Origin of the sequence: Streptomyces sp. NBC_01571, from assembly GCF_026339875.1 — a bacterium.
Taxonomy (GTDB): domain Bacteria; phylum Actinomycetota; class Actinomycetes; order Streptomycetales; family Streptomycetaceae; genus Streptomyces.
The window spans coordinates 8,869,664-8,892,805 of the sequence record NZ_JAPEPZ010000001.1; the positions used below are offsets into that span (position 1 = coordinate 8,869,664).

A 23,142-nucleotide genomic window follows, 5' to 3' on the forward strand; every position below is an offset into this window, starting at 1 on the left:
GACCGTGCTTTCCAAGGCGTGGGCGGCGGGCTATAGTCAAAAACTAGCGGTGCTAATTAATTGTTGATCCCGTCGTTCCGGTGTCCGTCAGGAGTCCTGTCGTGCGTCCTGTCCACTTCGCGGCGGCCCGCCGCACCCCCATCGGCAAACTGCGCGGCGCCCTGTCCGGGGTGCGGCCCGACGACCTCGCCGCGACCGTGATCCGCGGTCTGCTCGCCGACGTGCCCGCGCTCGACCCGGCCCGGATCGACGACGTCTACTGGGGCGCCGCCAATCAGGCGGGCGAGGACAACCGCAACGTCGCCCGCATGGCGGTTCTCCTCGCCGGCCTGCCCGAGAGCGTGCCCGGCGCGACCGTCAACCGGCTCTGCGCGTCGGGCCTCGAGGCCGTCACCACGGCGGCCCGCGCCATCGCCGCCGGCGAGGCCGACATCGTGCTCGCGGGCGGCTCCGAGTCGATGAGCCGGGCCCCCTTCGTCCTGCCCCGTCCCGACGAGGCCCTGCCGCACCGCATCGAGACCGTCGACACCCGGCTCGGCTGGCGGCTGGTCAACCCGGCGATGAAGGAACTGCACGGGCTCCTGTCGATGGGAGAGACCGCCGAGGAGGTCGCCGCCCGGTACGGCGTCTCCCGCGAACGCCAGGACGCGTTCGCGCTGCGCAGCCACCAACGCGCCGCGGACGCCCGCAAGAACGGCCACTTCGACGGCGAACTGCTCCCCGTCGAGCGTCCCGACGGGGTGATCGTCGACACCGACGAATGCGTACGCGAGGACACCTCGCTGGAGAAGCTGTCCCGCCTCAGGCCGGTCTTCCGCGCGGGCGGCACGGTCACCGCGGGCAACGCGTCGCCCATGAACGACGGAGCGGCCGGGCTGCTCCTGGTCGGCGAAGAGGCGCTGAACGACCTCGGGCTCGAGTCGCTGGGCCGGTATGTCGCCGGCGCCTCGGCGGGAGTCGACCCGGACGTCATGGGCATCGGCCCGGTGCCCGCCACGCACAAGGCGCTGGCGCGGGTCGGCTGGAGCGTCGGCGACCTCGACGAGGCCGAGTTCAACGAGGCGTTCGCGGCCCAGGCCCTCGCCTGCGTGGACCGGCTCGGCATCGACCCGGAGCGGGTGAACCCCACCGGCGGTGCCATCGCGCTGGGCCACCCCCTCGGATGCTCCGGGGCCCGGATCCTCACCACCCTGCTGCACCGGATGCGCCGCACCGACGCCGGGCGCGGCCTGGCCACGATGTGCGTCGGAGTGGGCCAGGGCAGCGCGGTCCTGGTCGAGCGCCCCTGACCCCGTTTGTGTGCGCGCCGGGCGCACCCCGGGACCGTGACCGGGGGCGACCGGCCCGCGCGGGGATCATCTGACGAGACGCCCCTTACCTGGGGCAGATGCGTGGGCATAGCATCGGTCCCCGCATGAACACGATGACGCTCTGGCACATATCCGGCTGGGAATTCGCCGCCCTGGCCGCCGCGGCACTGCTCGTCGGCTTCTCGAAGACCGCCGTCAGCGGGGCCAACACGGTCAGCCTGGCGATCTTCGCGGCCGTACTGCCCGCCCGCGCCTCCACCGGCGTGCTGCTCCCCCTCCTCATCGTCGGGGACGTGCTGGCCGTCCTGACCTACCGGCGGCACGCGCACTGGCCCACGCTGTGGCGGCTGTTCCCGGCGGTCGCGGCCGGCGTCGTCCTCGGCACCCTGTTCCTGGTGTGGGCCGACGACGGGATGGTACGGACCTCGATCGGCGCGATCCTGCTGCTGATGGCGGCGGTGACGCTCTGGCGCCGCCGGGCCGCCCCCCAGGAGGAGGAACCCGGCGCGGTCGCGACCCGGGCCGGCCGGATCAAGGCACGCTCGTACGGCGTCCTCGGTGGGTTCACCACGATGGTCGCCAACGCGGGCGGTCCGGTGATGTCGATGTACCTGCTGTCCGCCGGCTTCCGCAAACTGGGCTTCCTGGGCACCTCGGCCTTCTTCTTCCTGATCGTCAACACGTCCAAGGTGCCCTTCAGCGTGGGCCTCGGACTCATCGACGGACACTCGCTGCTCCTCGACGCGGCGCTCGCGGCCTTCGTCGTACCGGGCGCGTTCCTCGGCAGATGGGCCGTGCACCGCATCAACCAGCTGCTCTTCGAACGGCTGGTGATCGCGGCGACGGTGGTGGGCGGGGTGCAGCTGCTGCTGCGCTGACCACCTCGTAGGCTCGGCGCCATGTCCCCCCACGTCCTGGTCCTCGGCGGCACCACCGAGGCACGCCGGCTCGCCGCCGAACTGGCGGGCCGCCCCGGAGTGCGGGTGACCACGTCCCTCGCGGGGCGTGTGTCCCGGCCGGGTGCGCTCGAAGGGGACGTGCGCGTCGGCGGGTTCGGCGGGGCGGACGGGCTGGCGCGGTGGCTGCGCGAGCAGCGGGTGGACGCCGTCGTCGACGCCACCCACCCCTTCGCCACCCGCATCACCGAGAACGCGGCACGGGCCGCCGCCGCGACCGGAGTCCCGGCCGTCGTCCTGCGCCGCCCCGGCTGGCGGCCCGGACCCGGCGACCGGTGGCACTTCGCCGCCTCCCTCGCCGAGGCCGCCGCGCTCCTCCCGCCGCTGGGCCGCCGGGTCTTCCTCACCACCGGCCGGCTGGGTCTCGCGGCCTTCGCGCACCTCGATGGACTGCACTTCCTCGCCCGGTCGGTGGAGGCGCCGGAGCCGCCACTGCCGCAGGACATCGAAGTGCTCCTCGCCCGCGGCCCGTTCACGGTGGACGACGAGTGGACCCTGCTGCGCGCGCACCGCATCGACGTCCTGGTGACGAAGGACAGCGGGGGAGAGGCGACGGCCGCCAAGCTCACCGCCGCCCGCGCACTGGGCCTGACCGTGGTCGTCGTGAGCCGGCCGCCGCTCCCGGACGGTGTCGCCGCGGTACCGGACGTGGTGTCGGCCCTGGCCCGCCTGGAGTTCGGCTCCGTCTGACGGGGGAGCGCGGATCGACCCGGCGCCCGAGCCGGCGTCCGGCCCACCGCGCCGGACGCGGCCTCCTCAGGTGCGACGGGACGAGCCGCTCGGCGATACGTGACGGACGACCTGCCCAGAGGGAGCCCCGAGGGAGCAAGATGCCCTGCCCGGCGGCACGGATACCGGACGCGCCGCCCGGGGTACGGTCCCGGGCGCATGCGCTGCCCTCGCGACCCCCGCGGAAGCCCGCGCATCGGTGCGGTGGGTGTGTCCTGCCCCCGCGACCTTCGCTGAGGCCCGCGCAGTGGCGCGCTGTGATGTGGCCTGCCCCCTGACCTTCGCTGAGGGCTGCGCAGCGGCGGGCAGCGACGTGTCACTGCCCCCTGACCTTCGCGGAAGCCCGAGCAGCGGGAGCGGGCACGTGTCCTACCCCCGCGGACGCCTGCGCAGCAGGTACGTGTCCATGATCCAGCCCTTGCGCTCGCGTGCCTCGGCCCGCAGCCGCTCGATCCGAGGCGCCGCCTCCGCTATCGGCCCGGAGGCGAGGATCTCGTCGGGTGTGCCGATGTACGCGCCCCAGTAGATGTCGATGTCCTCGTCGGCGTACCGCCGGAAGGCCTGGTGGGCGTCGAGCATGACGACCACGTCGTCGACACCTTCGGGGAAGCCATCCGCGAGACGCCTGCCCGTGGTGATCTGGACGGGCCCGGCCACCCGGTTGAGCCCCGTGCGGTGCCGGGCGACGAGCGCGGAGACGCTGCTGATGCCGGGCACGACGTCGTACGTGAACGCCACCGCGCCCCGGTCCAGGATCTCCTCCAGGATCCCGAGCGTGCTGTCGTACAGCGCGGGATCGCCCCACACCAGGAACGCGCCGCTCTCGTCCTCGCCCAGCTCCTCGGCGATGAGCCGCTGGTAGATGTCGGCGCGGGCGCTGCGCCAGTCCCCGACGGCGGGGGAGTAGGCGGCGCCGTCGGCGGCCCGGTCGCGGTCCGGGTCGCGGGCCTCGACCAGGCGGTACGTCCCGTCGGGCAGGTGGGCGTCGAGGATGTCACGGCGCAGCTGGACGAGGTCCGACTTCGCCTCGCCCTTGCCCAGGACGAAGAACACGTCCGTGCTCCTCAGCGCCTTGACCGCCTGGAGGGTGAGCTGGTCGGGGTCGCCCGCGCCGATGCCGATGACATGAATCTTTCGCACCCCCCGAGTCTGCCGCACGCCACCGACGGGGGACGCACCGCGTCCGGCCGGGGTTCGCGCCCCGGTGCGGGCCGACGCGTGGAAGAGCCCCTCAGCGCGTGCTCCCGCGCAACCGGGGCGCCCAGGCCCCGGCGCTGACGGCGGCGCCGTCGCTCTCCACGAAGTCCGCCAACTCTCTTGCCCATGCGGCCAGTTCGGTGAGATCGAGCCCGTAGGGACGGGTCCGGCCCGCTGCGTCGGTCCGCCACTCGTCGACGGCTCCGGCGCCGCGCCGCAGCAGCCGGGCGCCGCCCGTCGTATTGCCCCGGGCCGCGTGCGTGAGGCCCACCGCGAGCTGGGCCAGGCCCCGCCAGAGTGTGCGCTCGCCCTCGGGGCCCGCCTTCCAGGCGTCCTCGAAGACCTCGTGCGCGTGGAAGGGCCGCCCCGCGTCCAGCAGTGCCTGCGCCTCGGTCACCGTCTGCTCGGGGTCGCGCACGACGCCCTCCGGCTGCCGCTCGACGCCGTCCGCGCCGTACGGCAGAGGGCGGCCCAGCCCGTCCCGTGGCCGGGCGTTGCGCGCCCTGCCCTCGGTGTCCCGATCCCGCCCGCCGCTCTGCCGACTTCCGGATGTCCCGCTCATGCCCCGATTGTCGCTCGCCCGGTGCCCTCTTCGGAGCAGCCCCCGCGGTGGGGTAAAGTTCTGTCCGCACGATCCCGCGGGGACATCGCGGGGGAAACGCATCGGGACGTGGCGCAGCTTGGTAGCGCACTTGACTGGGGGTCAAGGGGTCGCAGGTTCAAATCCTGTCGTCCCGACGGTGCGAAGGGTCTTCACGGGCGGCAGCCTGTGAGGGCCCTTTCTTCATGCGCCCAAGATGCCCGTTTCCTTCCTTCTCCTCCCGCGGGCTTCCGGCGGCCTCCGTGCTTCCTCGTCCGCCGGCTACCCGCGCCGCGGCACTCGCAACAGCCGCCCTGATTGTCAACTCCCCTTGCCTCAGGGGCAATTAACCGATCCCTCATTGGCCCGCGCGCCCCGTGCGGGTCTAGCATCACCGACGGCCGAATACCCCGCGGGGTATGCCTCGGGAGCGTGTCCCGCAGACGGCAAGGAGTCCTCATGTCCTCCGTGTCTTCCGTACTCTCCGCCTTCGCCCCCCTCTCCACGTTCTCCACGCGCCGCGTCCCCGGCTTCGCCCGTGACCACCACCGGGTGCTGATCGTCGGCGGCGGCACCGCCGGGATCACGACCGCCGCCCGGCTGTGCCGAGCCGGTGTCAGCGGCGTCGCGGTCCTCGAACCGGCCGCCACCCACTGGTACCAGCCGCTGTGGACCCTCGTCGGCGGCGGCAGGGCCCCGCTCTCCCTCACCCACCGCCCCGAAGCGTCCGTGATGCCCCGGCGGGCGCGCTGGATCCGCGAGGCCGCCACCGCCGTCGATCCCGAGGCGCGAACGGTCACCACCACCGGCGGCGTCCACGGCTACGACTTCCTGGTGATGGCCACCGGCCTGCAGCTCGACTGGGGCGAGGTCCCCGGCCTCGACACGGCCGTCGGGCACGGTGCCGTCTCCAGCAACTACTCCCACGAGCACGCTCCCCACACCTGGGAGCTGATCCGCGGCCTGCGCTCCGGCACCGCCGTCTTCACCCAGCCCGCCGGCCCGGTCAAATGCGGCGGCGCCCCGCAGAAGATCGCCTACCTCGCCGCCGACCACTGGCGCAGACAGGGTGTCCTGGACCGCATCCGGGTGGTCCTCGTCCTGCCCGCCGACTCCATGTTCGGGGTACCGGTCTGGCGCCGGGCCCTGGAACGGGTCGCCGACCGCTACGGCATCGAGGTCCGGCTGAACTCGGAGATGACCTCCGTGGACGGCGCCGCCCGGCGGCTGACCGTGGCCGACCGTGCCGCCGGTACCGAGGAGAGCCTCGCGTTCGACCTGCTCCACGCCGTACCGCCGCAGAGCGCCCCCGACTGGGTGCGGCGCGGTCCGCTGGCCGACCCCGCGAGCCCGTACGGCTATGTCGAGGCCCACCCGTACACGCTGCGCCACCCGCGCCACCGCAACGTCTTCGCCCTCGGCGACGTCGCGAACCTGCCCACCTCCAAGACCGGCGCCGCCGTCCGCCGACAGGCACCCGTCGTGGTCGCCAACCTGCTGGCCGGGATGAAGGGGGAGCGGGGGGACCGCCGCTACGACGGCTACACCTCCTGCCCGCTCGTCACCGCCCGCGACCGGGTGCTGCTCGCCGAGTTCGACTACGCCGGACGGCCCGCGCCCAGCATTCCGCTGGTCGACACGACCAAGGAGCGCCGTGACATGTGGCTGCTCAAGCGCTACGGCCTGCCCGCCCTGTACTGGCACGGCATGTTGAAGGGGCTCGTCTGACGGCCGGCGTGGGCCGTGTCCGGGCGCGGCCGGGGCTCTGAGCGCTCGCGCACACCTCCGGGGCACATCTCCACTCGAAGGGAGTGACCGGCGTGTTCTTCATCGACCCCCTTGACCTGACCGGTCTCGGCAACCGCAGCTACCTCGTGGGCGGTCGGCGCACCGCCGTCGCGGTCGACCCACCGCGCGACGTCGAGCGGATGCTGACCGCGGCGGCCCGGCGCGGGGTACGGATATCCCACGTCGCCGAGACGCACCTGCACAACGACCACGTCACCGGCGGCCCGGAACTCGCACGGCTCACCGGTGCCGCCTATCTGATCCCCGCCGACGCACGGATCTCCTTCGCGCACACGCCCGTGCGGGACGGGGACAGGGTGTCCGTCGACCCTGCGGACGCCGTCGCCGGCCTGACCCTCAGGGCGGTGGCCACGCCCGGCCACACCCCGCACCACACGGCCTACGTGCTGGAGGACGCCGGGACGGCGGTGGCGGTGTTCCGGCGGCTCGCTGCTCATCGGCACGGTGGGCCGCCCCGACCTCGTCGAGCCGCGCCTGACCGAGGGCCTCGCCCGGGCCCAGCACGCCTCGGCGCACCGGCTGGCCGCCGAACTCCCCGACACCACGGCCGTGCTGCCCACCCACGGCTTCGGCAGCTTCTGCTCCGCCGGGCAGGGCGGCGGCACGGCCACGACGATCGGCAGGGAGAGGGCGGACAACCCGGCCCTCACCCGGGACGTCGACACCCTCGTCGCCGGCCTGCTCGCCGGACTGGACGACATCCCCGCCTACTACACCTACATGGGCCCGGCCAACGCCGCCGGCCCGGCACCGGTCGACCTCACCCCGCCCGCCGCGGCCGACGCCGAGGAGATCGCCGCGCGGCTGGCCGCGGGGGAGTGGGTGGTGGACCTGCGCAGCCGCGTCGCCTTCGCCGCCGGCCATGTGCCGGGCTCGTACAACTTCGAGGCCGAAGGGCAACTGGCCGCCTACCTGGCCTGGTTGATCCCGTGGGGCAAGCCGGTGACCCTGCTGGCGGAATCGGCGGAGCAGTTGGCCGCCGCCCAGCGGGAACTAGTGCCGCGGCAGGCAACGTTCGCCCCGTCGCGACGCCCGGCACGCACTCTCGCCGCACCGGCCGAAAGCCCAAGTACGTCCAGTACGAGGACTTCCGGCCGGCACGCCGAGAGCACGCACCGGACGCAGCTCCTCGAAGGGCGAACGTTGCCTGCCGCGGCACTAGTGGGGGTCGGAATCGACCGGCCCGCCGCCGCGGCGACCGGTGAGCCGAAGGGCTGGGTGCGCGAGGGCGAGGTCCCGGGGTCCTTCCCGCGCGCCGTGTTCGCCGACCTCGCCGACCTCTCCGGGCGGCGCGGGCGTGAGGGCGTCGTGGTCCTGGACGTCCGGCGCGGGGTCGAGCGGGCCCTGGGCTTCGTGGAGGGCTCGGTCCACATCCCCCTGCACACGGTGCGCCGCCGGCTCGGCGAGATCCCCCCGGGTGAGGTGTGGGTGCACTGCGCGGGCGGAATGCGCGCCGCCGTCGCCGCCTCCCTGCTCGACGCGGCGGGCCGCACCGTGGTGGCCGTGGACGACGCCTACGCCAACGCCGGGAAGGCGGGGCTCCGCCTCCGCGGCGCCCGGGGGTGACGCAGCCGCCCGCGACGGCCAGGTCCGCCGGCGCCCGTCACGCGCCCCCTCGATCGTCCGGATCAACGCGGCCCCGGAGGCGGGACGTTTCGAGCGTGGTCGAAAGAAGTTCCCTGCCCGGAGCCGACCTTGCAAGGTTGCCCTGTGGGACCGGGCGGGACGCGCAGGTCCCACCCGGGAAGCACACCGGGACTCCACCACGGGGAAGGACAGCATGACCATGAGGATGAGGACCAGGGCGTTGACCACGGCGGGTGTCGGGGCGTTCGCCGCCGGACTGCTCCTGACCGGCGGCGCCGTCGCGCAGGCCGCGGCGGCGGGGCTGCCCTACGGTGTCACGCCGTACGTGAACGTCAACGTCCGCTCCGGCCCGTCGAGTCAGACCGGAATCACCGGGCACGTCGCCGCGGGGGAGCCGCGCGGCGCGTCGTGCTGGACCCACGGCGAGACCATCCGCGACAACGGCTATGTCAACGACGTGTGGGTGCGGCTGGCCGAGGGCTATGTGAGTGCCGTGTATCTCAAGGGCGACCAGCACGGCGGACTGCCCGCGTCGGCCACCTGCTGACCTGACCGGACGCGGTGCCCGGTTCCGCGCGGAGCCGGGCACCGCGTCATGCCCCTCGCGCCGGACCGCGTCATGTCCCCTCGCGCCGTCCTGACCCACCCGCCCGATCCGACCCACACCGTCCTGTCCCACCCCCCCGGATGTGACCCACCCTGAACCGACCCGCCCTGAACCGACCCACCCTGACCTGAGCCGCTGCCACATCCGCTGGGCGCATCCCGCGCTCCACGAACTTCTGGGCCCGGGTGACGGGCCGTACCCGGACATCGCCGTGCTCCCGGAGCCCACGCGTCCGTGCCCGCCGCTCCGGGCCCGACAGCGATCGGCGCGGACCTCTCCCGCGGTCGACCGCGCCATGCCGCCGAGCGACGGCCGGTCGTCGCGGACGACTCCCTCCCGCCGCCACCTGCGGGCCGGCCGGTATCGATGTACCGATGTATCGATGCACCGACCTCCCCGCGCGCGACCATGTCGCCGGGCTGCCCGAAAGTTCCCAAGTGCCGCGCCCCGGCGGGCATCTCGTGTGCCCAGGGGTGCACATCTGCCGCAGCGGCGCGATAGCCGACCACTCGCGCGGATCCGGCGCCTGGACCCCGGCCGGTGTGCGCGCCCGCGTCGCCGTCCGGCGCCTCCCCCGGCGAACCTCTTCAACGCCACACCTTGGCGCGCACCGCCGGAACACCACCGGCTACGTGCCCGTGGAACCGCGGCGTGGCAAGGTGTCGTGAGGTGTGGTGTGCGCCGGGCGACACTCCCAGGGGCTCCCGCCCGCGAGCGGCCCGAGGTGCCTGAGGATCTCTCGCCGGGTAGAGATCGTATCCGGGCCACGGGTTTTGGAGTCGCGGATCAGAATGATGGTGGGATGCCACAGGGCGCGAGCCCTGCGAGCGGGGGCGTCGGTCTGCCGGAGCGCGGTGGCGGTGCTCTCCTGGTCCCCGCTCGGCGCCCCGAACCGGACGCTCGGTCGGCGTACCGCGGATACTCCGCCCCGGACGGCGGACCCGGCACGCGCGTCGCACGCGCGTCTCGGGAGTGATGGCGGCGACCCCGTAACGCACGCGGCCCTGCTCCCCGTGTCGGACGCGGCGCCGCTCCGCGTGTCCGACGTGCCCCTGCTCCCCGTATCGCGCACCGGCCGGTCGGCGATGTCGCCCGGCCGCTCGCCACCCCCGTCGCGTGCCGACGACATCCTGCGCCATACGACCCGGAGTGCCCCAATGATCACACCCCCGCGCGCGGTGCGCGACCGCATCCTCTCCCTGTCGCCCACGGAACTGCCCGCCTACGTATACGACTTGGTGGCACTGCGCGCCCACGCCGCGTCCGTCAGAGCCGCGCTGCCGGATCGCGTCGAGCTGTACTACGCGGTCCAGGCCAACGGGGAACCGGAGATCCTGGCCGAGCTCGGCCCGTACGTGGACGGTTACAAGGTGTCCTCCCGCATCGAACTGGACCACGTCGCCGAGGCCGCCGTGGACTGCCCGCGGGTCTTCGGAGGCACGGAGAAGACCCCGACGGAGCTGGCGGACGCGCTGGAACGGGGTGTGACACGCTTCCAGGTCGAGAGCGAGTACGAGCTGTACATGCTGGCCGGGCTGGCCCAGCGGCACGCTCCGGACCGCCGGGTGGCGGTGCTGCCCCGGTTCGACCTCCCGGTGGCCGGCGACCTCCTCGCGGCGGACGGCGGCGGGGCCGCCACCACCTCCGGCCTCGATCCGGCCCGGGCCGACACGATCGTCGGCCTGCTCACGGACGGCAGTTATCCGAGCCTCGAACTGCGCGGTGTCCACGCCCACCTGGCCAACGGGGTGCACGCCGAGGAGCATTTGGCGCTGGCCGAGTCCGTCGTCGCCTGGACCCTCGAACTGGCCGCCCGGAACGGCCTTCAGCTCACCGAGGTGGACATCGGGGGCGGCATGGCGGTGGACTACGACCGCCCCGAGCGCCGCTTCGACTGGCACGCGTACGGCGAGGGCCTCGCCCGGCTCGCCGCGGCCCACCCGGAACTGACGCTGCGGATCGAGCCCGGCCGCGCGCTGACCGCGTACTGCGGCTGGTACGCGAGCGAGGTGCTGGACGTCGAGCACGGCTCCAGCGAGGACTTCGCCGTCATCCGTGGCGGCGCCGTCCACCTGCGCACCCCGGTGACCGGACGGCACGACCAGCCCTGGTCCGTTCTCGAAGTGGAGCCGTGGCCGTATTCCTGGCCGCGTCCCGTGGTGCGGAGGGAGCGCGCCACCCTCACCGGCCAGCTGAGCACGCCGAAGGACGTCCTGGTCCGTGACGTCCGGGCCCAGGGCCTGCGGGCCGGCGACCGCGTGGTGTTCTCCCTCGCGGGCGCCTACACCTCGTCCGCCCCGCACCCGGCCCCCGCGCGCTATCCGGAGCCCGGCTTCCACTTCCTGGACGCGGGCGCCGACGGCGACCGGTCCCGATGACCGTGCGACGGAACACCAGGAGTTGCCGTCGGGAGCGCCGCGGCGCATCCTCGGACACGCCTGGCAGGATCGTGTGCCGGACCAGGAGAGTGGCATGACCGTCGAACCGAACTCCACGACAGACAACCCGCTCGACTTCTCGTACGAGACCCGGCCCGGCCGGGTCGTCTTCCGGCCCGGCGCCGCCGTGTCCGCGACCCCCGGCGAGGTCGCCCGGCTCGGTCTGCACAGGGTGCTGGTGGTCTGCGGCAGACGGGGCGAGGCCACCGCACGGGCGGTCGCCGACGCGCTGGGCGGCCAGTGCGCGGGGCTGCACGCCGAGGCCCGGATGCACGTACCCGCCGAGGTCGCCGCCCGGGCCGTCGAGATGGCCCGCGAGATGCGCGCCGACGGCTGTGTGGCGGTCGGCGGCGGCTCGGCGATCGGCCTCGGCAAGGCGATCGCGCTGCGCACCGGGCTGCCGCTGATCGCCGTGCCGTCCACCTACTCCGGCTCCGAGATGACCTCGGTGTGGGGCCTGACCGAGGACGGCGCCAAGCGCACCGGACGCGACCTCGTCGTCCAGCCCCGGAGTGTCGTCTACGATCCCGAGCTCACTCTCGGTCTCCCCGTCCCCCTCTCCGTGACCAGCGGCGTCAACGCCCTCGCGCACGCCGTCGAAGCCCTGTACGCGCCCGACGCCTCCCCCCTCGTCTCGCTCATGGCCGAGGAGGGCGTCCGCGCGATGACGGGCGCCCTGCCGGACGTGGCCGCCGACCCCGGCGACCTCGACGCGCGGAGCCGCGCCCTGTACGGCGCGTGGCTGTGCGGCGCCTGCCTCGGCGCGACCACCATGGGCCTGCACCACAAGCTGTGCCACGTCCTCGGCGGCACCTTCGGCCTGCCGCACGCCGAGACGCACACCGTGGTCCTGCCCTACGCCCTCGCCTACAACGCGTCCGCCGCGCCCCGGGCGATCGTCACCCTGTCCCGGGTGCTCGGCACGGACGACGTCCCACGCGCCCTGCGGGAGCTCGCCGGAGACCTGGGCGCGCCACGTACCCTCGCCGAACTCGGTCTGGAGGAGGCCGACTTGGCGGTGGCCGCGGCGCAGGCCGCCGGCCCGGCATACCCGAACCCGCGCGAGGTCACCGCGCACGGCGTGCTGGGCCTGCTGACGGCGGCGTACGAGGGCTGGGAGCCGCGCGTCGGCTCCTAGGGCGTGTTGCGGGGCACGTCGACTCACGGGGGCCGCGTTCCCGGTCACGTTGGTCCGTGCGCCCCCTGCCTGGGACGTGCGCGCCGACCGGGCTATCCTGACGCCGAACCGGACACGGGGTGCCCCGCACGAGGGCTGAGATCACACCCGTCGAACCTGAACCAGTTAGGACTGGCGGAGGGATGTCTCATGTCGTTGCCGTATGCCCGTGGTGAAGTGGCCGTCGGAGGCCCGCAGGGCGTCTTCGACGGGCGGATGCCCGAGGCCCCCGGCGATCTGCGCGTCGAGGCGCGCGGCATCGCCCCGGTGCCGGAGGACCACCGCTACGGCGGCCCCGGCCGCCTGTTCACCGTGTGGTTCGCCCCCAACCTGACGATGACCGGCGTCTTCACCGGCACCGTGGGCATCGCGCTCGGCCTGGACTTCTCCACCGCGCTGACCGCCGTCGTACTGGGCACCCTGCTGGGCGCCGTGCCGACGGCGTACCTCGGCACCTGGGGCAGCCAGACCGGCGCCGGACAGCTGCCGCTCGCCCGGCTCGCGTTCGGGCGGGCCGTGCTGGTGCCGGGTGCGCTGCAGTGGCTGTCCTCGATCGCCTGGGACGCGCTGATCGGCCTGTTCGGCGGGGACGCGCTGGCCCAGCTGTGCGGCTGGCCGTTCTGGCTGGGAGTGCTGGTCATGATGGGCGCCCAGGGAGCGCTCGGCGTCCTCGGGTACGAGGTGATCCACCGGCTGCAGACCGTGATGACGTTCGCCCTCGCCGCCGCCTTCGCCGCGCTGACGGTGAAGCTCCTGAACGGCGACCACCCCGCCGCCACCGCCTCCGCGCACGGCGCCGACCGGGCCGGGGCCTTCGTCCTGACCTGCACCATCGCCCTCAGCCTGGCGCTGTCCTGGGCCCCCTACGCCAGCGACTTCAGCCGTTATCTGCCGCGCACGGCATCCCGGCCGCGCATGTTCTGGTGCACGCTCGCCGGTGTCGGTGTGTCCTTCGTGGCCGTCCAGGCGCTCGGCCTGTGGGGCGCCTCCGTCTTCACCGACCAGACCGCCCGCGGCGTCGACACCCTGCTCGGCGGCGGTGTCCTCGGCGCCTTCGGACTGCTCGCCGTGGCCCTGGCCGCCCTGAGCAGCAACGCCATGAACGACTACAGCGGCTCGCTCGCCCTGCAGACCATGGGGGTACGCCTGCCGCGGCCGGCCGCCGCCGCGCTGGCGGCCGTACTCGGCTTCCCGCTGGTGCTCTGGATGCACGCCGCCGACACCACGACCCGGTTCCAGAACGTGCTGCTGCTCGTCGGCTACTGGATCCCCGGGTTCGTCGCGATCGTCGCCGTCGACTGGCTCGTCCGGGCCAGGGCGCGGGCCGGCGCGCCGGTCGACCTGTCCGCCGAGAGCGCCCGCCCGCAGCCGTGGTGGCCCGCGCTGGTGGCCTTCGTCGGCGCCTTCGCCGCGGCGGTGCCGTTCATGAGCACCAGTCTGTACGTCGGTCCGGTCGCCCGGGTCCTGCACGGAGCGGACCTCGCCTACGGGGTGGCGTTCCTCGCGGCCCTCGTGGTGTACGCGCCGCTGCGGCTGCGTCGCTGACCACGGCCGCCGCCGGCCACGGGCCGGGTCGCCCCGGGCCCCTCACCCGTCCCGTCCCACCCGTCTCACCCGCTCACCCGTCTCGTCTCTCGTACGGAGCGAACCCGTCATGTCCTCGAACACCCCCGCCGCCCCGCCCCGCGTCCTGACCGTCGCCGGATCGGACTCGGGCGGCGGCGCCGGCATCCAGGCCGACCTCAAGACCATGCTGGCGCTCGGCGCGCACGGGATGAGCGTGCTGACCGCGGTCACCGCGCAGAACTCCCTCGGTGTGCAGGGAGCCTGGGAGCTTCCGGCGGAGGCGGTGCGCGCGCAGTACCGCAGCGTCGTGGACGACATCGGGGTGCAGGCGGTGAAGACCGGCATGCTCGGCTCCGCGCTGCTCGTCGAGACCGTCGCCGAGCTGCTGTCGGACGTCGCCGCGCCCGTGGTGGTGGACCCGGTGAGCGTCTCCAAGCACGGTGACCGGCTGCTGGCCGACGACGCGCTGGACGCCGTACGGACCGCGCTGCTGCCGGTCGCGACGGTGGTGACGCCGAATCTCGACGAGACCGCCGAGCTCACGGGAATCGAGGTGACGGACGAGCGGGACATGGGCCGCGCCGCGGAACGGCTGCTGTCCTACGGCCCCCGCTGGGTCCTCGTGAAGGGCGGCCATCTGCCAGGCGAGGCCGTCGACCTGCTGACCGACGGCACCGAACAGCTCTGGTTGCGGGCCCCGCGCCACGACAACCGCCACACCCACGGCACCGGCTGCACCCTGGCCTCGGCCGTCGCGGTGGAGCTGGCGCGGGGGCGGGCGGTGCCGGAGGCGGTGCGGCGGGCGAAGGAGTACGTCACGGGCGCGATCGCGGCGGGCTTCCCGCTCGGTTCCGGACTCGGACCGGTCGACCACGGCTGGCGGATGCGAGAGGGGCGCTGAAGGTTCCCCGGGGCCCCTGGCCCACCGGGTCACATGGTCCTGCCGGGTGCCCCTCCACCGGTTCCGTGGTCCTGGCACGTGCCTGGTCCTCCCGAGGCCGCGGCACTAGCAGGTCCCCACGGTGCGCAGTGTCGCCAGGACCAGCGCCTGGGCGACGGCGACCGTCTCCGCGAGGGACACGTGCTCGGCGGGGCCGTGGGCCAGGCGTACGTCCCCGGGGCCGTACTGGAGTGTCGGGATGCCCGCCCCGGCATAGAGGCGCAGGTCGCTCCCATAGGGGGCGCCGCGTTCCCGGGCCCCCGGCGCGCCGGTGACGTCGGCGTGCGCGGTGCCGACCGTCTCGCGCAGGGGATGGCCGGCCGGGAGCCGCCCGCTGGCGAACTGGCCGCCGGGCCACGAGACGACCGCGGGATGCCCGCGCAGCCACGGATCGGCCGCGCACGCCTCCGCCACACAGCGCTCGAACGCGGCGCGTGCCGCGTCCGGGTCCTCGCCGAGCCGCAGCCCGAGCCGGCCGTCGGCGACGAGCAGCCCCGGCACGCTGCTGGCCCAGTCGCCGGCCTGGAGCATCCCGACGGAGACGGTGTACGGGAAGGGGTACTCGGCCATCAGGGGATCGGGCGTCTCGCTGCGGGCGACCTCCAGCCGGGCCAGGGCGGCGGCGATCGGCGCGTAGGCGTCGATGGCGCTCACCCCGGCGTCACGGGTGCTCGCGTGCGTGGACCGGCCCGGCACGGTGACACGGAAGGTCAGGGCGCCGGCGTTCGCGGTGACCAGCGTGCCGCCGGTCGGCTCGCTGATGACGCAGGCGTCGCCGGTGTGGCCACGGTGCAGGGTGCCGAAGGCGCCGATCCCGCCGTCCTCCTCGCCGACCACGAAGTGGCCCGCCACGCTGCCGCGCAGCCGTACCCCGGACGCCCGGATCGCGGCGAGCGCGGCGACGTTGGCGACGACACCGGCCTTCATGTCGCAGGCGCCCCGGCCGTGCACGACGTCCCCGCGGACGCTCGGTACGAAGGGGGCACCCGCCCACTGCGCGAGGTCACCGGGCGGTACGACGTCGACATGGCCCTGGAGGATCATGGTCGGACCGTCCTCGGCGCCGGGCAGTGTCGCGACGAGCCCCCACGCCTCGTCGCGCGGCACCTCCATGCCGGGGAAGCCGGGCTCGGCGCGCAGAGCGGGCAGATCCATCGACCACAGGTCGATGTCCAGGCCGGACCGGCCGAGGTCACGCGCCAGACGGTGCTGCAGCTCGGACTCGGCCGCGCTTCCCGTCACGCTCGGCACGGCCAGGGTGTCGAGCAGCATCGTGGCGACGGCCGCTTCGTCGACGGCCTCCAGGGCTGCGGACTCCTCGGCACTGAGCACTGCGCGCATGCCACACGCTCCTTCCGCGGTGGACGACGAGGGGGCGTGAGGATGCTACGAACAGTTCCGGTACGCAAACAATCGCCGTTTGTTTCCGTCTAGGATCGATTTCTTGTGAAGACTGGGCCTGCGTGGTGATTTCTTGCGCGGAGGAAGAGGTGAGCGACGTGGCCATGGACGCCATCGACGAGGAGATCGTGCGGTGCGTGCTGCGCGACGCGCGCAGCACGTACGCGGAGATCGGCCGCGCCGCCGGGCTCTCGGCACCGGCGGCGAAGCGGCGCCTGGACCGGCTCGTGGCCGACGGCACGATCCGCGGCTTCACCGCGCTCGTCGACACCCAGGCGCTGGGCTGGCGGACCGAGGCGTTCGCCGAGGTGTACTGCAAGGGCAATCCGACCCCCGCCGAACTGCGGCGCGAGCTGGAGGCCGTGCCGGAGGTGGTCGAGGCCTACACGGTCTCCGGGGCCGCCGACGCGATGGTGCACCTGATGGCCCTGGACATCCCGCATCTGGAACGGGCCATCCAGCAGGTGCGCGAGGCCAGGGTCATCGAGCGGACGGAGAGCGTGATCGTCCTGTCCGGGCTGATCAACCGGCCGCGGGTCTGACCGTCGGCGGCCCGCCCCGGCGCCCCCGATCGGCAGGGTCCCGGGCACGGGTCGCGCCCAAAATCGAACACGTGATTGAATTCGGCCATGGCGAACCCACACTCCTCCGGCGCCCCGACGACGGCGCGCGGTGAACGAGCAGGACATCGGGCCGGGATGCAGGCCGGGACCGGAGAGGCGAGGCTGGATTCATGTCCGAACCGCTGCCTGTGATCGTGTCCCCGCCGGCGCCGACAGGCGGCCGCCGGGTCCGTGTGCACGGAGAGAGCCTCGGGTTGGCCTACAACCTGGGCGACCTGGCCGAGTTCCTGCGGCGCGCGGGGCTCGATGCCGATCCGCTGACCATCGCGGTGTCCCCGCTCATCGACTGGCGGGGGATCGGCCCGGAGTACTGGGGGCCCGAGACCGTGAGATGAGGGGGCCGGACCGTCGCGTCCTCTTCTTCGGCCGGGGTGTGACCGGTGCCTGTGGGTGGGGCGTGAGCGGCGCCTGTGGCCGGGGCGTGATCGGTGCTCCCGGTCGGGTCGGGTGTGTGACGACACGTCAATTGGTCTGAAGTTCACGAGAGTTGGGGGAGCCGGGGCCGCCTGGAGGGGGGCGGCGTGGTGCACATCACCCCTGCGGGGTGCGGAAAGGTGAAGCGGGTCTTCATGCCTCCATGGCATGCTCACATCTAGTTACTCGCCGGTAATTCCTTGCCACCCCCACCCCCCTCAGGACTGATCTTGCGTATCCGCAAGCGGCCCTTGCGTGCCGTCATGCCCGCGCTCGCCGCATCCGCCCTCCTCCTCGCCGTCGGCTGCTCCGCAGACCCCGGCCCGCGCTCCTCCTCCGCCCCCGAACGGGCCCCGGACGCCACTTCGTCCACCGCCGGGCCCGCGGACACCGGCCGGCCGCTCGCCGTCGCGGCCGCGCCCGCGGCCACCTCGACCGCCGTCGCGCGGCCCGGTACGGCCGGCGGCAGGGCCCACAAGTCCGCGCTGTCGGTGACGTCGTACGACAGCCGAACCCGACGCGCCGTCATATCCCCTGCCCGCAAAGGGGATCCGTCAGCGTCACCGACCCCCGGAGGGACGCCGGCGCCGAGCCGTACCGCCGTCGGCGACGTCATCGCGAGCGCCCCCGCGCCCGGCGCCCCCGACGGACTGCTCGCCAAGGTCACCGAGGTGATCGACGAGAAGCCCGACGGCACCGAGGTCCAGACCGCGCCGACGACCCTCGACGCGCTGCTCGGCGACGGCGAGGCCAAGGGCACCGTTCCCGTCGATCCCGCATCCTTCGACGTCGAGCGGCTGCTGCCCGACGTCAAGGTGTCCTGGGCGCGGGCCGGAGACGTGCACGCGGGCCCCGAGGGCGCGAAGGTCCCGCTCGGCAGCCTGCGGGTCGACGTCGCCACCCGGGTCGCCACGGCCGGGGGCGCGCCGGCCTCCGCGGCGGCGGCCGTGTCCGGCTTCGTCCAGGTCAAGCCGGAGGTCGACTTCTCCTACGGCGGCAGGTCCACCGCGGCCGGCCCCGCAACCGCCCACCTCGGTGTCTCCGGCGACTGGACCTCGCGGTGGGCACTCAAGGGGCGCGCCGCCGCCTCCGCCCAGCCCGTCCGGCTGCCGTTCGCGAAGCTGCACGCCGACCCCGTCCTCCAGGTCGGCCCGATCCCCGTCGTCGTGAACCTCGACCTGACCTGCTACTTCCAGATCAGCGGCGACGGCAGGGTCACCGTCGACGTCGAACAGGACCTCAAGGGCGACTTCGACGCCGGCGGCACCTACGACTCGGCCAGCGGCTGGACCCCGGTCAACGAGTCGCACATGGCGAGCACCCCGGTGCACGCGCTGGTCACGACCGCCGGAGGGGTGAAGGCCGCCCTCGGCGCGCAGGCCACCGTCGGCCTGTACGGAGCCGTGGGGGTCACCGCCGACCTGGCCCCCTATCTGCGCGGTGAGGCCACGGGCACCGTCGACGTCACCGCCCCCGCCGGCTCCGGCACGAAGTCCGACGTCGAGGCGACGGGTACGTGGGGCGTCTACGGCGGTCTCGATCTGAGTGGGACCCTGCGGATCCAGCTGTCCGTCTTCGGCACCCCGGTCCTCCAGCGGGGCGTTCCGCTGGGCACGCTGCACCGCGAGTGGAGGCTGGCCGGCAGCACGGTGTAGCCGCTGCTCCCGTGGTCCGCGCGCCTCGCCGTCGCGCCCAGGCCGCCCCGGACGCCCCGCGCCGCCGACCGTCGCGTGTGCGGGCCCGCCCCCGCACGTGCGGTAGGGTTTACCTGCACGATCACGCGGGATCACCGCGGGTGAACCGCATCGGGACGTGGCGCAGCTTGGTAGCGCACTTGACTGGGGGTCAAGGGGTCGCAGGTTCAAATCCTGTCGTCCCGACGGTGCGAAGGGTCTTCACGGGCGATGGTCCGTGAGGGCCCTTCTTCGTGTACTCCGGCTCTTCTTCGGGTGCGTGGGTCCTTCAACGGGTACGCGGGTCCTTCTTGGGGTGCGCGGGTCCTCCTCGGGGCGTCGGACGAAGCGGGCCTGCCGCGCGTACGCACCGCTGGGTAGGCTGCCGGGCATGCGGATCTCCGTCTCCTCGGACATGGACGAACCCGTGGCCCGCTCCCTCGTCGCGGAACTGCGCGGCCGAGGCCACGAGGTCACGACACACGGGGCGCTGCACCCCGGCCGGGACCCGCGGTGGGCGGTGTGCTCCGAGGCGGCCGCCCTTGAGGTGGCCGCGGGGACCGCGGAGCAGGCGGTCGTCTGCTGCTGGACCGGCACGGGCGCGTCGATCGCCGCGAACAAGGTGGCGGGTGTCCGCGCGGCCCTGTGCACGGACGCGTACACGGCGGACGGCGCACGCCGTTGGAACGACGCGAACGTGCTGGCACTGAGCCTGCGGCTGACGTCCGAACCGCTGCTCAAGGAGATCCTCGACGCCTGGTTCGCCGCCGAGGCCGCCGAGGACGCCGACGACCGGGAGAACGTGGCGCACCTCGGACGTCTCGACCACCTCGGCAGAACGGATCCCTGACCCACCCGGGTGAGGCCCCCGGACACATGGCAGGGCGGGCGGTCCGCAGACACCGGCCCCCCGCCCTCGCCCGTGTCCCCGCTTCCCGCCCGTCGCCGGTTCGGACGCCCGGCTCTCTCCGGCACGGCGCCCCGCGTGTCACGCGCGTACCGGCGGAGCGTCCTCGCCCGTGTCGTGGCGTGGAGGAGTCGTCAGCGCCGGTCCAGCAGCGCCACGAGCACGTCCCGCAGCGTGGCGCCGGGATCGGCCGACGGGCCCTCGGACCGCCAGGCGACGAACCCGTCGGGGCGGACCAGCACCGCTCCGCCCGCGGTGACACCGTGCACCCGCGCCCAGTCCGTGCCGCCCTCGGGGGACAGCTCGGCGCCGGGTCCGCCCCCGATCCGGTACGAGTCGAGCGGCACCGACAGCCGCGCCGCGACCTCCTTCGCCGCGGCGTGCCACCCGGCGGTGCCGTCCGCCGAGCTCAGGAGCACCAGGGACCGCTCGTACAGGTCGAGCGTGGAGATCCGGTCACCGGGACGCTCCAGCCACATGTGGGGTGCCCGGCTGCCCGGTTCGCCCGTCAACCGCATGCCGTCAGGCACGATCGGCAGCGTGGGATCGGCGCCCAGGACCGCACCGCGCGGGTAGCGGTAGCTCAGCGCCACGTTGAGGATGCCGCCGCCCTTGCCGCCGGGACCGCCGGGACCCCTGGGGCCGCCGGTTCCGGGGGCCGGGGTGTATCCGGGGTGGCTGTGCTCGACCGAACGCGACGAGGCGCGCGCGCTCGTCGCCTGCGCGACCGGACGGCGCTCCGCGTCGTAGGACTCCAGCAGCCCGCGGCCGGCCCAGCCGCCCAGGACCGCGGCCAGCTTCCAGGCGAGGTTGTGCGCGTCCTGGATGCCCGTGTTGGAGCCGAACGCCCCCGTGGGGGACATCTCGTGGGCCGAGTCACCGGCGAGGAACACCCGGCCGTCCACGTACCGCTCGGCGACCCGCTCGGCCGCGTGCCAGGCGGCCCGGCCGGTGATCTCCACATCGAGATTCCGTACACCCGTGGCCCGCCGGATGTGCTCCGCGCACCGCTCGTCGGTGAACTCCTCAAGCGTCTCCCCGTGTTCGGGGTGCCAGGGAGCGTGGAACACCCAGTGCTCCTTGTTGTCGACCGGCAGCAGCGCCCCGTCGGCCTCCGGGCCGGTCAGGTAGCAGACGATGAAGCGCCGGTCGCCGACGGCCTCCGCGAGGCGCCGGGAGGTGAAGGTGACGCTCACGTTGTGGAACAGGTCGCCCGGGCCGTTCTGTCCGATGCCGAGCCGCTCGCGGACGGGGCTGCGCGGACCGTCCGCGGCGACGAGATAGTCCGCCCTGACGGTGCTGTGCTCACCCGTTCCACGGCTCTTGAGCCGTGCGGTCACCCCCTCGGCGTCCTGCTCGAACGAGATCAGCTCCGTGGAGTACCGCAGATCTCCGCCCAGTTCCCGAGCACACTCCAGCAGCACCGGCTCCAGGTCGTTCTGGCTGCACAGACACCACTTGCTGGGGCTGAAGCGCGCCAGCCCGCCGCCCGGGTCGATGTTCTTGAACAGCCACTCGCCCGCGTCGCCCACCAGGGTCGGCGCCTGCAGGATGCCGTGGTTCTCCGCCAGGACGGACGCGGCCCGCTCGATGCGCCGCTGCGCCCCGGCCACCCGGAACAACTCCATCGTGCGGACGTTGTTGCCGCGGCCGCGCGGATGGATCGACGTGCCCGGGTGACGCTCGACCAGCAGGTGCGGAACGCCGAGGCGCCCCAGGAACAGCGACGTGGACAGACCGACCAGGGAGCCGCCGACAACGAGGACCGGCGTGTGGTGACCGACCTCGCCGGCCTCATTCCATCGGTTCATTGATTGCCTCCAGCGTCACCCGCGAGGTGTGAGTCAGGAACGGGACTCAGGTTCCATGCCCTTCGGGGGGCCGCTCGCGCGCCGGGGGCACCCGGATGACACGCAGTTCACTCGTCCGCCCCGTGGGGCTCGCGCGTATCGGACGTCCCGTCAACGATCGGCTCATGGCGACCCCGGCCTTTCGGCCACGGCGGTCGTTCCTGACCTTCCGTGAAGAATGAAGAAAGGTGTGCCGGATGACCAGCTCGGGACGTATCTCGCAGTCGGCGTTCGACGGCTCCAAGCTGCGGGTGATCCTGCTGCTCGATCTGTACGAAGGAGCCCAGCAGCAGTTCCTCGACGCTTACGAACACATGTGCAATCAGGTCGCGTCCGTCCCCGGTCACATCAGCGACCAGCTCTGCCAGTCGATCGAGAACCCCTCGCAGTGGCTCATCACCAGTGAGTGGGAGAGCGCCCCGCCCTTCCTCGCCTGGGTGAACAGCGAGGAGCACGTCGAGACGGTCAGGCCGATGCACAGCTGCGTCAAGGACACCCGCTCGATGCGGTACAGCATCCTGCGGGAGACCCACCGCAACCAGCAGGATGCGGCGCCGAAGGCCGGCAAGGCGGCCAAGGCCGCCAAGCAGGTGCAGGCCCGCGTGGGGGACGGGGTGGCCCGCCACGCCCTCACCTTCACCGTCAAGCCCGGCTCCGAGTCCAAGGTCGCGGAGATCCTGGCCGGATACCAGGCGCCCCAGGCCCGGGTCGACGACACCACGCGCCTGCGCCGCACCTCGCTCTTCATGCACGGCAACCGCGTCGTGCGCGCGGTGGAAGTGGAGGGCGACCTCCTCGTGGCCCTGCGCCATGTGGCGCGCCAGCCAGAGGTGAGGGCCGTCGAGGAGGCCATCAACCCGTACCTGGAGCAGGACCGGGACCTGGGCAACGAGGACTCGGCACGCGTCTTCTTCACCCGCGCGGCCCTGCCGGCCGTGCACCACGTGGTGGCGGACCGGCCGGAACCCGCGGGCCTTCGCCGGCACGCGCTGTACTACCCGGCCAAGCGCGGCCAGGGGATGGAGCTCGCCCGGCTGCTCGCCCATCAGGACGAGGCCGCGGCAGCCGACCCGAAGGGTGCGGTCTACGGGAGCACGGTCTTCCAGCGCGACGACATCGTGGTGCGCCTCATCGACATCACGGGCGAACTGGACGCAGACCCCGCCGCGTCGCTCGGCCTCAAGGGCGCCGGCAAGGCCGGGGAACTGGAGCGGCTCCTCGACGGTCCCGCGATCGGCGTCGAGGGCTCCCTGGACACGGAGCGCAACGTCAACCGTCTCCTGTCGCACGCCGACATGATGCCCGTCACCGACCGCACCGCGGCGCACTCCTGACGGACGGCCGCGGTCCCCAGGTCCGCGGCCGCCCCCTCGCACGC

General features: G+C 73.6%; 19 protein-coding genes, 2 tRNA genes, 1 pseudogene and 1 riboswitch. Of the genes and pseudogenes, 18 read left to right on the forward strand and 4 right to left on the reverse strand.

Annotated features, from left to right (window positions below):
• Positions 1-101 precede the first annotated feature (101 nt).
• The 3 genes from OHB41_RS39700 (at position 102) to OHB41_RS39710 (ending at position 2,956) form a co-directional block, all read left to right on the forward strand.
• On the forward strand, positions 102-1,289 hold the full coding sequence (locus OHB41_RS39700; protein ID WP_266704419.1) for a thiolase family protein: 1,188 nt from the start codon (positions 102-104) through the stop codon (positions 1,287-1,289).
• Between the two features lie 125 nt (positions 1,290-1,414).
• Positions 1,415-2,188: a sulfite exporter TauE/SafE family protein gene (locus OHB41_RS39705; RefSeq protein ID WP_266704421.1), complete on the forward strand. Its 774-nt coding sequence runs from the start codon at positions 1,415-1,417 to the stop codon at positions 2,186-2,188.
• A 21-nt stretch (positions 2,189-2,209) separates the two neighbouring features.
• Positions 2,210-2,956 (forward strand): cobalt-precorrin-6A reductase, encoded by a 747-nt coding sequence (locus OHB41_RS39710; protein ID WP_266704423.1) that lies wholly within the window; start codon positions 2,210-2,212, stop codon positions 2,954-2,956.
• A gap of 408 nt (positions 2,957-3,364) precedes the next feature.
• Here OHB41_RS39710 and cobF read toward each other — a convergent pair whose 3' ends face one another.
• A complete protein-coding gene (cobF, locus tag OHB41_RS39715; protein ID WP_266704425.1) occupies positions 3,365-4,135 on the reverse strand; it encodes a precorrin-6A synthase (deacetylating) in 771 nt (256 codons plus the stop codon).
• Between the two features lie 91 nt (positions 4,136-4,226).
• Positions 4,227-4,754, reverse strand: coding sequence for a DUF309 domain-containing protein (locus tag OHB41_RS39720; RefSeq protein ID WP_266704427.1), 528 nt, complete (start codon positions 4,752-4,754; stop codon positions 4,227-4,229).
• A gap of 102 nt (positions 4,755-4,856) precedes the next feature.
• Between OHB41_RS39720 and OHB41_RS39725 the strand changes: the two genes are divergently transcribed.
• The 9 genes and pseudogenes from OHB41_RS39725 (at position 4,857) to thiD (ending at position 14,857) form a co-directional block, all read left to right on the forward strand.
• A tRNA-Pro gene (locus OHB41_RS39725) sits at positions 4,857-4,930 on the forward strand.
• 301 nt (positions 4,931-5,231) lie between these two features.
• Complete coding sequence (locus tag OHB41_RS39730; RefSeq protein ID WP_266704429.1) at positions 5,232-6,500, forward strand: NAD(P)/FAD-dependent oxidoreductase; 1,269 nt, start codon at positions 5,232-5,234, stop codon at positions 6,498-6,500.
• Between the two features lie 146 nt (positions 6,501-6,646).
• Positions 6,647-6,925: pseudogene (locus OHB41_RS39735) on the forward strand (MBL fold metallo-hydrolase); the annotation flags it as partial.
• A 100-nt stretch (positions 6,926-7,025) separates the two neighbouring features.
• The gene (locus tag OHB41_RS39740) at positions 7,026-8,147 is read left to right on the forward strand and encodes a rhodanese-like domain-containing protein (RefSeq protein WP_266704431.1); all 1,122 of its coding nucleotides are present in this window, start codon (positions 7,026-7,028) and stop codon (positions 8,145-8,147) included.
• Positions 8,148-8,361: 214 nt separating this feature from the next.
• Complete coding sequence (locus OHB41_RS39745; protein ID WP_266704433.1) at positions 8,362-8,715, forward strand: SH3 domain-containing protein; 354 nt, start codon at positions 8,362-8,364, stop codon at positions 8,713-8,715.
• 1,217 nt (positions 8,716-9,932) lie between these two features.
• Positions 9,933-11,153 carry a type III PLP-dependent enzyme domain-containing protein gene (locus OHB41_RS39750; RefSeq protein WP_266704435.1) on the forward strand — a complete coding sequence of 407 codons (1,221 nt, stop codon included), beginning with the start codon at positions 9,933-9,935 and terminating at the stop codon, positions 11,151-11,153.
• A 94-nt stretch (positions 11,154-11,247) separates the two neighbouring features.
• Positions 11,248-12,351, forward strand: a complete 1,104-nt coding sequence (locus tag OHB41_RS39755; RefSeq protein ID WP_266704437.1) for a maleylacetate reductase — start codon at positions 11,248-11,250, stop codon at positions 12,349-12,351.
• A 105-nt stretch (positions 12,352-12,456) separates the two neighbouring features.
• A riboswitch (TPP riboswitch) is annotated at positions 12,457-12,551 on the forward strand.
• A complete protein-coding gene (locus tag OHB41_RS39760; protein ID WP_266704439.1) occupies positions 12,541-13,935 on the forward strand; it encodes a purine-cytosine permease family protein in 1,395 nt (464 codons plus the stop codon). (Overlaps the previous riboswitch by 11 nt.)
• 109 nt (positions 13,936-14,044) lie before the next feature.
• Positions 14,045-14,857, forward strand: a complete 813-nt coding sequence (thiD, locus tag OHB41_RS39765) for a bifunctional hydroxymethylpyrimidine kinase/phosphomethylpyrimidine kinase (protein ID WP_266704441.1) — start codon at positions 14,045-14,047, stop codon at positions 14,855-14,857.
• A gap of 105 nt (positions 14,858-14,962) precedes the next feature.
• On the opposite strand, the gene OHB41_RS39770 is transcribed toward thiD, so the two are convergent.
• Positions 14,963-16,237, reverse strand: coding sequence for an ArgE/DapE family deacylase (locus OHB41_RS39770; protein WP_266704443.1), 1,275 nt, complete (start codon positions 16,235-16,237; stop codon positions 14,963-14,965).
• A 149-nt stretch (positions 16,238-16,386) separates the two neighbouring features.
• Between OHB41_RS39770 and OHB41_RS39775 the strand changes: the two genes are divergently transcribed.
• From OHB41_RS39775 to OHB41_RS39795, 5 genes are all read left to right on the forward strand, one after another.
• Positions 16,387-16,839, forward strand: a complete 453-nt coding sequence (locus tag OHB41_RS39775; protein ID WP_526025013.1) for an Lrp/AsnC family transcriptional regulator — start codon at positions 16,387-16,389, stop codon at positions 16,837-16,839.
• 191 nt (positions 16,840-17,030) lie between these two features.
• Entirely contained in the window at positions 17,031-17,255 is a 225-nt protein-coding gene (locus OHB41_RS39780; protein ID WP_266704445.1) for a hypothetical protein, read from the forward strand.
• Positions 17,256-17,570: 315 nt separating this feature from the next.
• Complete coding sequence (locus OHB41_RS39785; RefSeq protein WP_526025079.1) at positions 17,571-18,989, forward strand: hypothetical protein; 1,419 nt, start codon at positions 17,571-17,573, stop codon at positions 18,987-18,989.
• Between the two features lie 151 nt (positions 18,990-19,140).
• Positions 19,141-19,214 (forward strand) — tRNA-Pro (locus OHB41_RS39790).
• Positions 19,215-19,398: 184 nt separating this feature from the next.
• Complete coding sequence (locus tag OHB41_RS39795) at positions 19,399-19,857, forward strand: RpiB/LacA/LacB family sugar-phosphate isomerase (RefSeq protein WP_266704447.1); 459 nt, start codon at positions 19,399-19,401, stop codon at positions 19,855-19,857.
• Between the two features lie 191 nt (positions 19,858-20,048).
• On the opposite strand, the gene OHB41_RS39800 is transcribed toward OHB41_RS39795, so the two are convergent.
• Positions 20,049-21,725, reverse strand: coding sequence for an FAD-dependent oxidoreductase (locus tag OHB41_RS39800; RefSeq protein ID WP_266704449.1), 1,677 nt, complete (start codon positions 21,723-21,725; stop codon positions 20,049-20,051).
• 236 nt (positions 21,726-21,961) lie between these two features.
• On the opposite strand from OHB41_RS39800, the gene OHB41_RS39805 reads away from it, so the two are divergent.
• The gene (locus OHB41_RS39805; RefSeq protein WP_266704451.1) at positions 21,962-23,098 is read left to right on the forward strand and encodes a SchA/CurD-like domain-containing protein; all 1,137 of its coding nucleotides are present in this window, start codon (positions 21,962-21,964) and stop codon (positions 23,096-23,098) included.
• Positions 23,099-23,142: the final 44 nt, after the last annotated feature.

Coding starts and splice junctions, on each gene's coding strand:
- thiD (WP_266704441.1), top strand. CDS start 14,045: ATGTCCTCGAACACCCCCGCCGCCCCGCCCCGCGTCCTGACCGTCGCC.
- OHB41_RS39710 (WP_266704423.1), top strand. CDS start 2,210: ATGTCCCCCCACGTCCTGGTCCTCGGCGGCACCACCGAGGCACGCCGG.
- OHB41_RS39800 (WP_266704449.1), bottom strand. CDS start 21,725: ATGAACCGATGGAATGAGGCCGGCGAGGTCGGTCACCACACGCCGGTC.
- OHB41_RS39805 (WP_266704451.1), top strand. CDS start 21,962: ATGACCAGCTCGGGACGTATCTCGCAGTCGGCGTTCGACGGCTCCAAG.
- OHB41_RS39795 (WP_266704447.1), top strand. CDS start 19,399: ATGCGGATCTCCGTCTCCTCGGACATGGACGAACCCGTGGCCCGCTCC.
- OHB41_RS39760 (WP_266704439.1), top strand. CDS start 12,541: ATGTCGTTGCCGTATGCCCGTGGTGAAGTGGCCGTCGGAGGCCCGCAG.
- OHB41_RS39750 (WP_266704435.1), top strand. CDS start 9,933: ATGATCACACCCCCGCGCGCGGTGCGCGACCGCATCCTCTCCCTGTCG.
- OHB41_RS39770 (WP_266704443.1), bottom strand. CDS start 16,237: ATGCGCGCAGTGCTCAGTGCCGAGGAGTCCGCAGCCCTGGAGGCCGTC.
- OHB41_RS39705 (WP_266704421.1), top strand. CDS start 1,415: ATGAACACGATGACGCTCTGGCACATATCCGGCTGGGAATTCGCCGCC.
- OHB41_RS39755 (WP_266704437.1), top strand. CDS start 11,248: ATGACCGTCGAACCGAACTCCACGACAGACAACCCGCTCGACTTCTCG.
- OHB41_RS39730 (WP_266704429.1), top strand. CDS start 5,232: ATGTCCTCCGTGTCTTCCGTACTCTCCGCCTTCGCCCCCCTCTCCACG.
- OHB41_RS39720 (WP_266704427.1), bottom strand. CDS start 4,754: ATGAGCGGGACATCCGGAAGTCGGCAGAGCGGCGGGCGGGATCGGGAC.
- OHB41_RS39780 (WP_266704445.1), top strand. CDS start 17,031: ATGTCCGAACCGCTGCCTGTGATCGTGTCCCCGCCGGCGCCGACAGGC.
- OHB41_RS39745 (WP_266704433.1), top strand. CDS start 8,362: ATGACCATGAGGATGAGGACCAGGGCGTTGACCACGGCGGGTGTCGGG.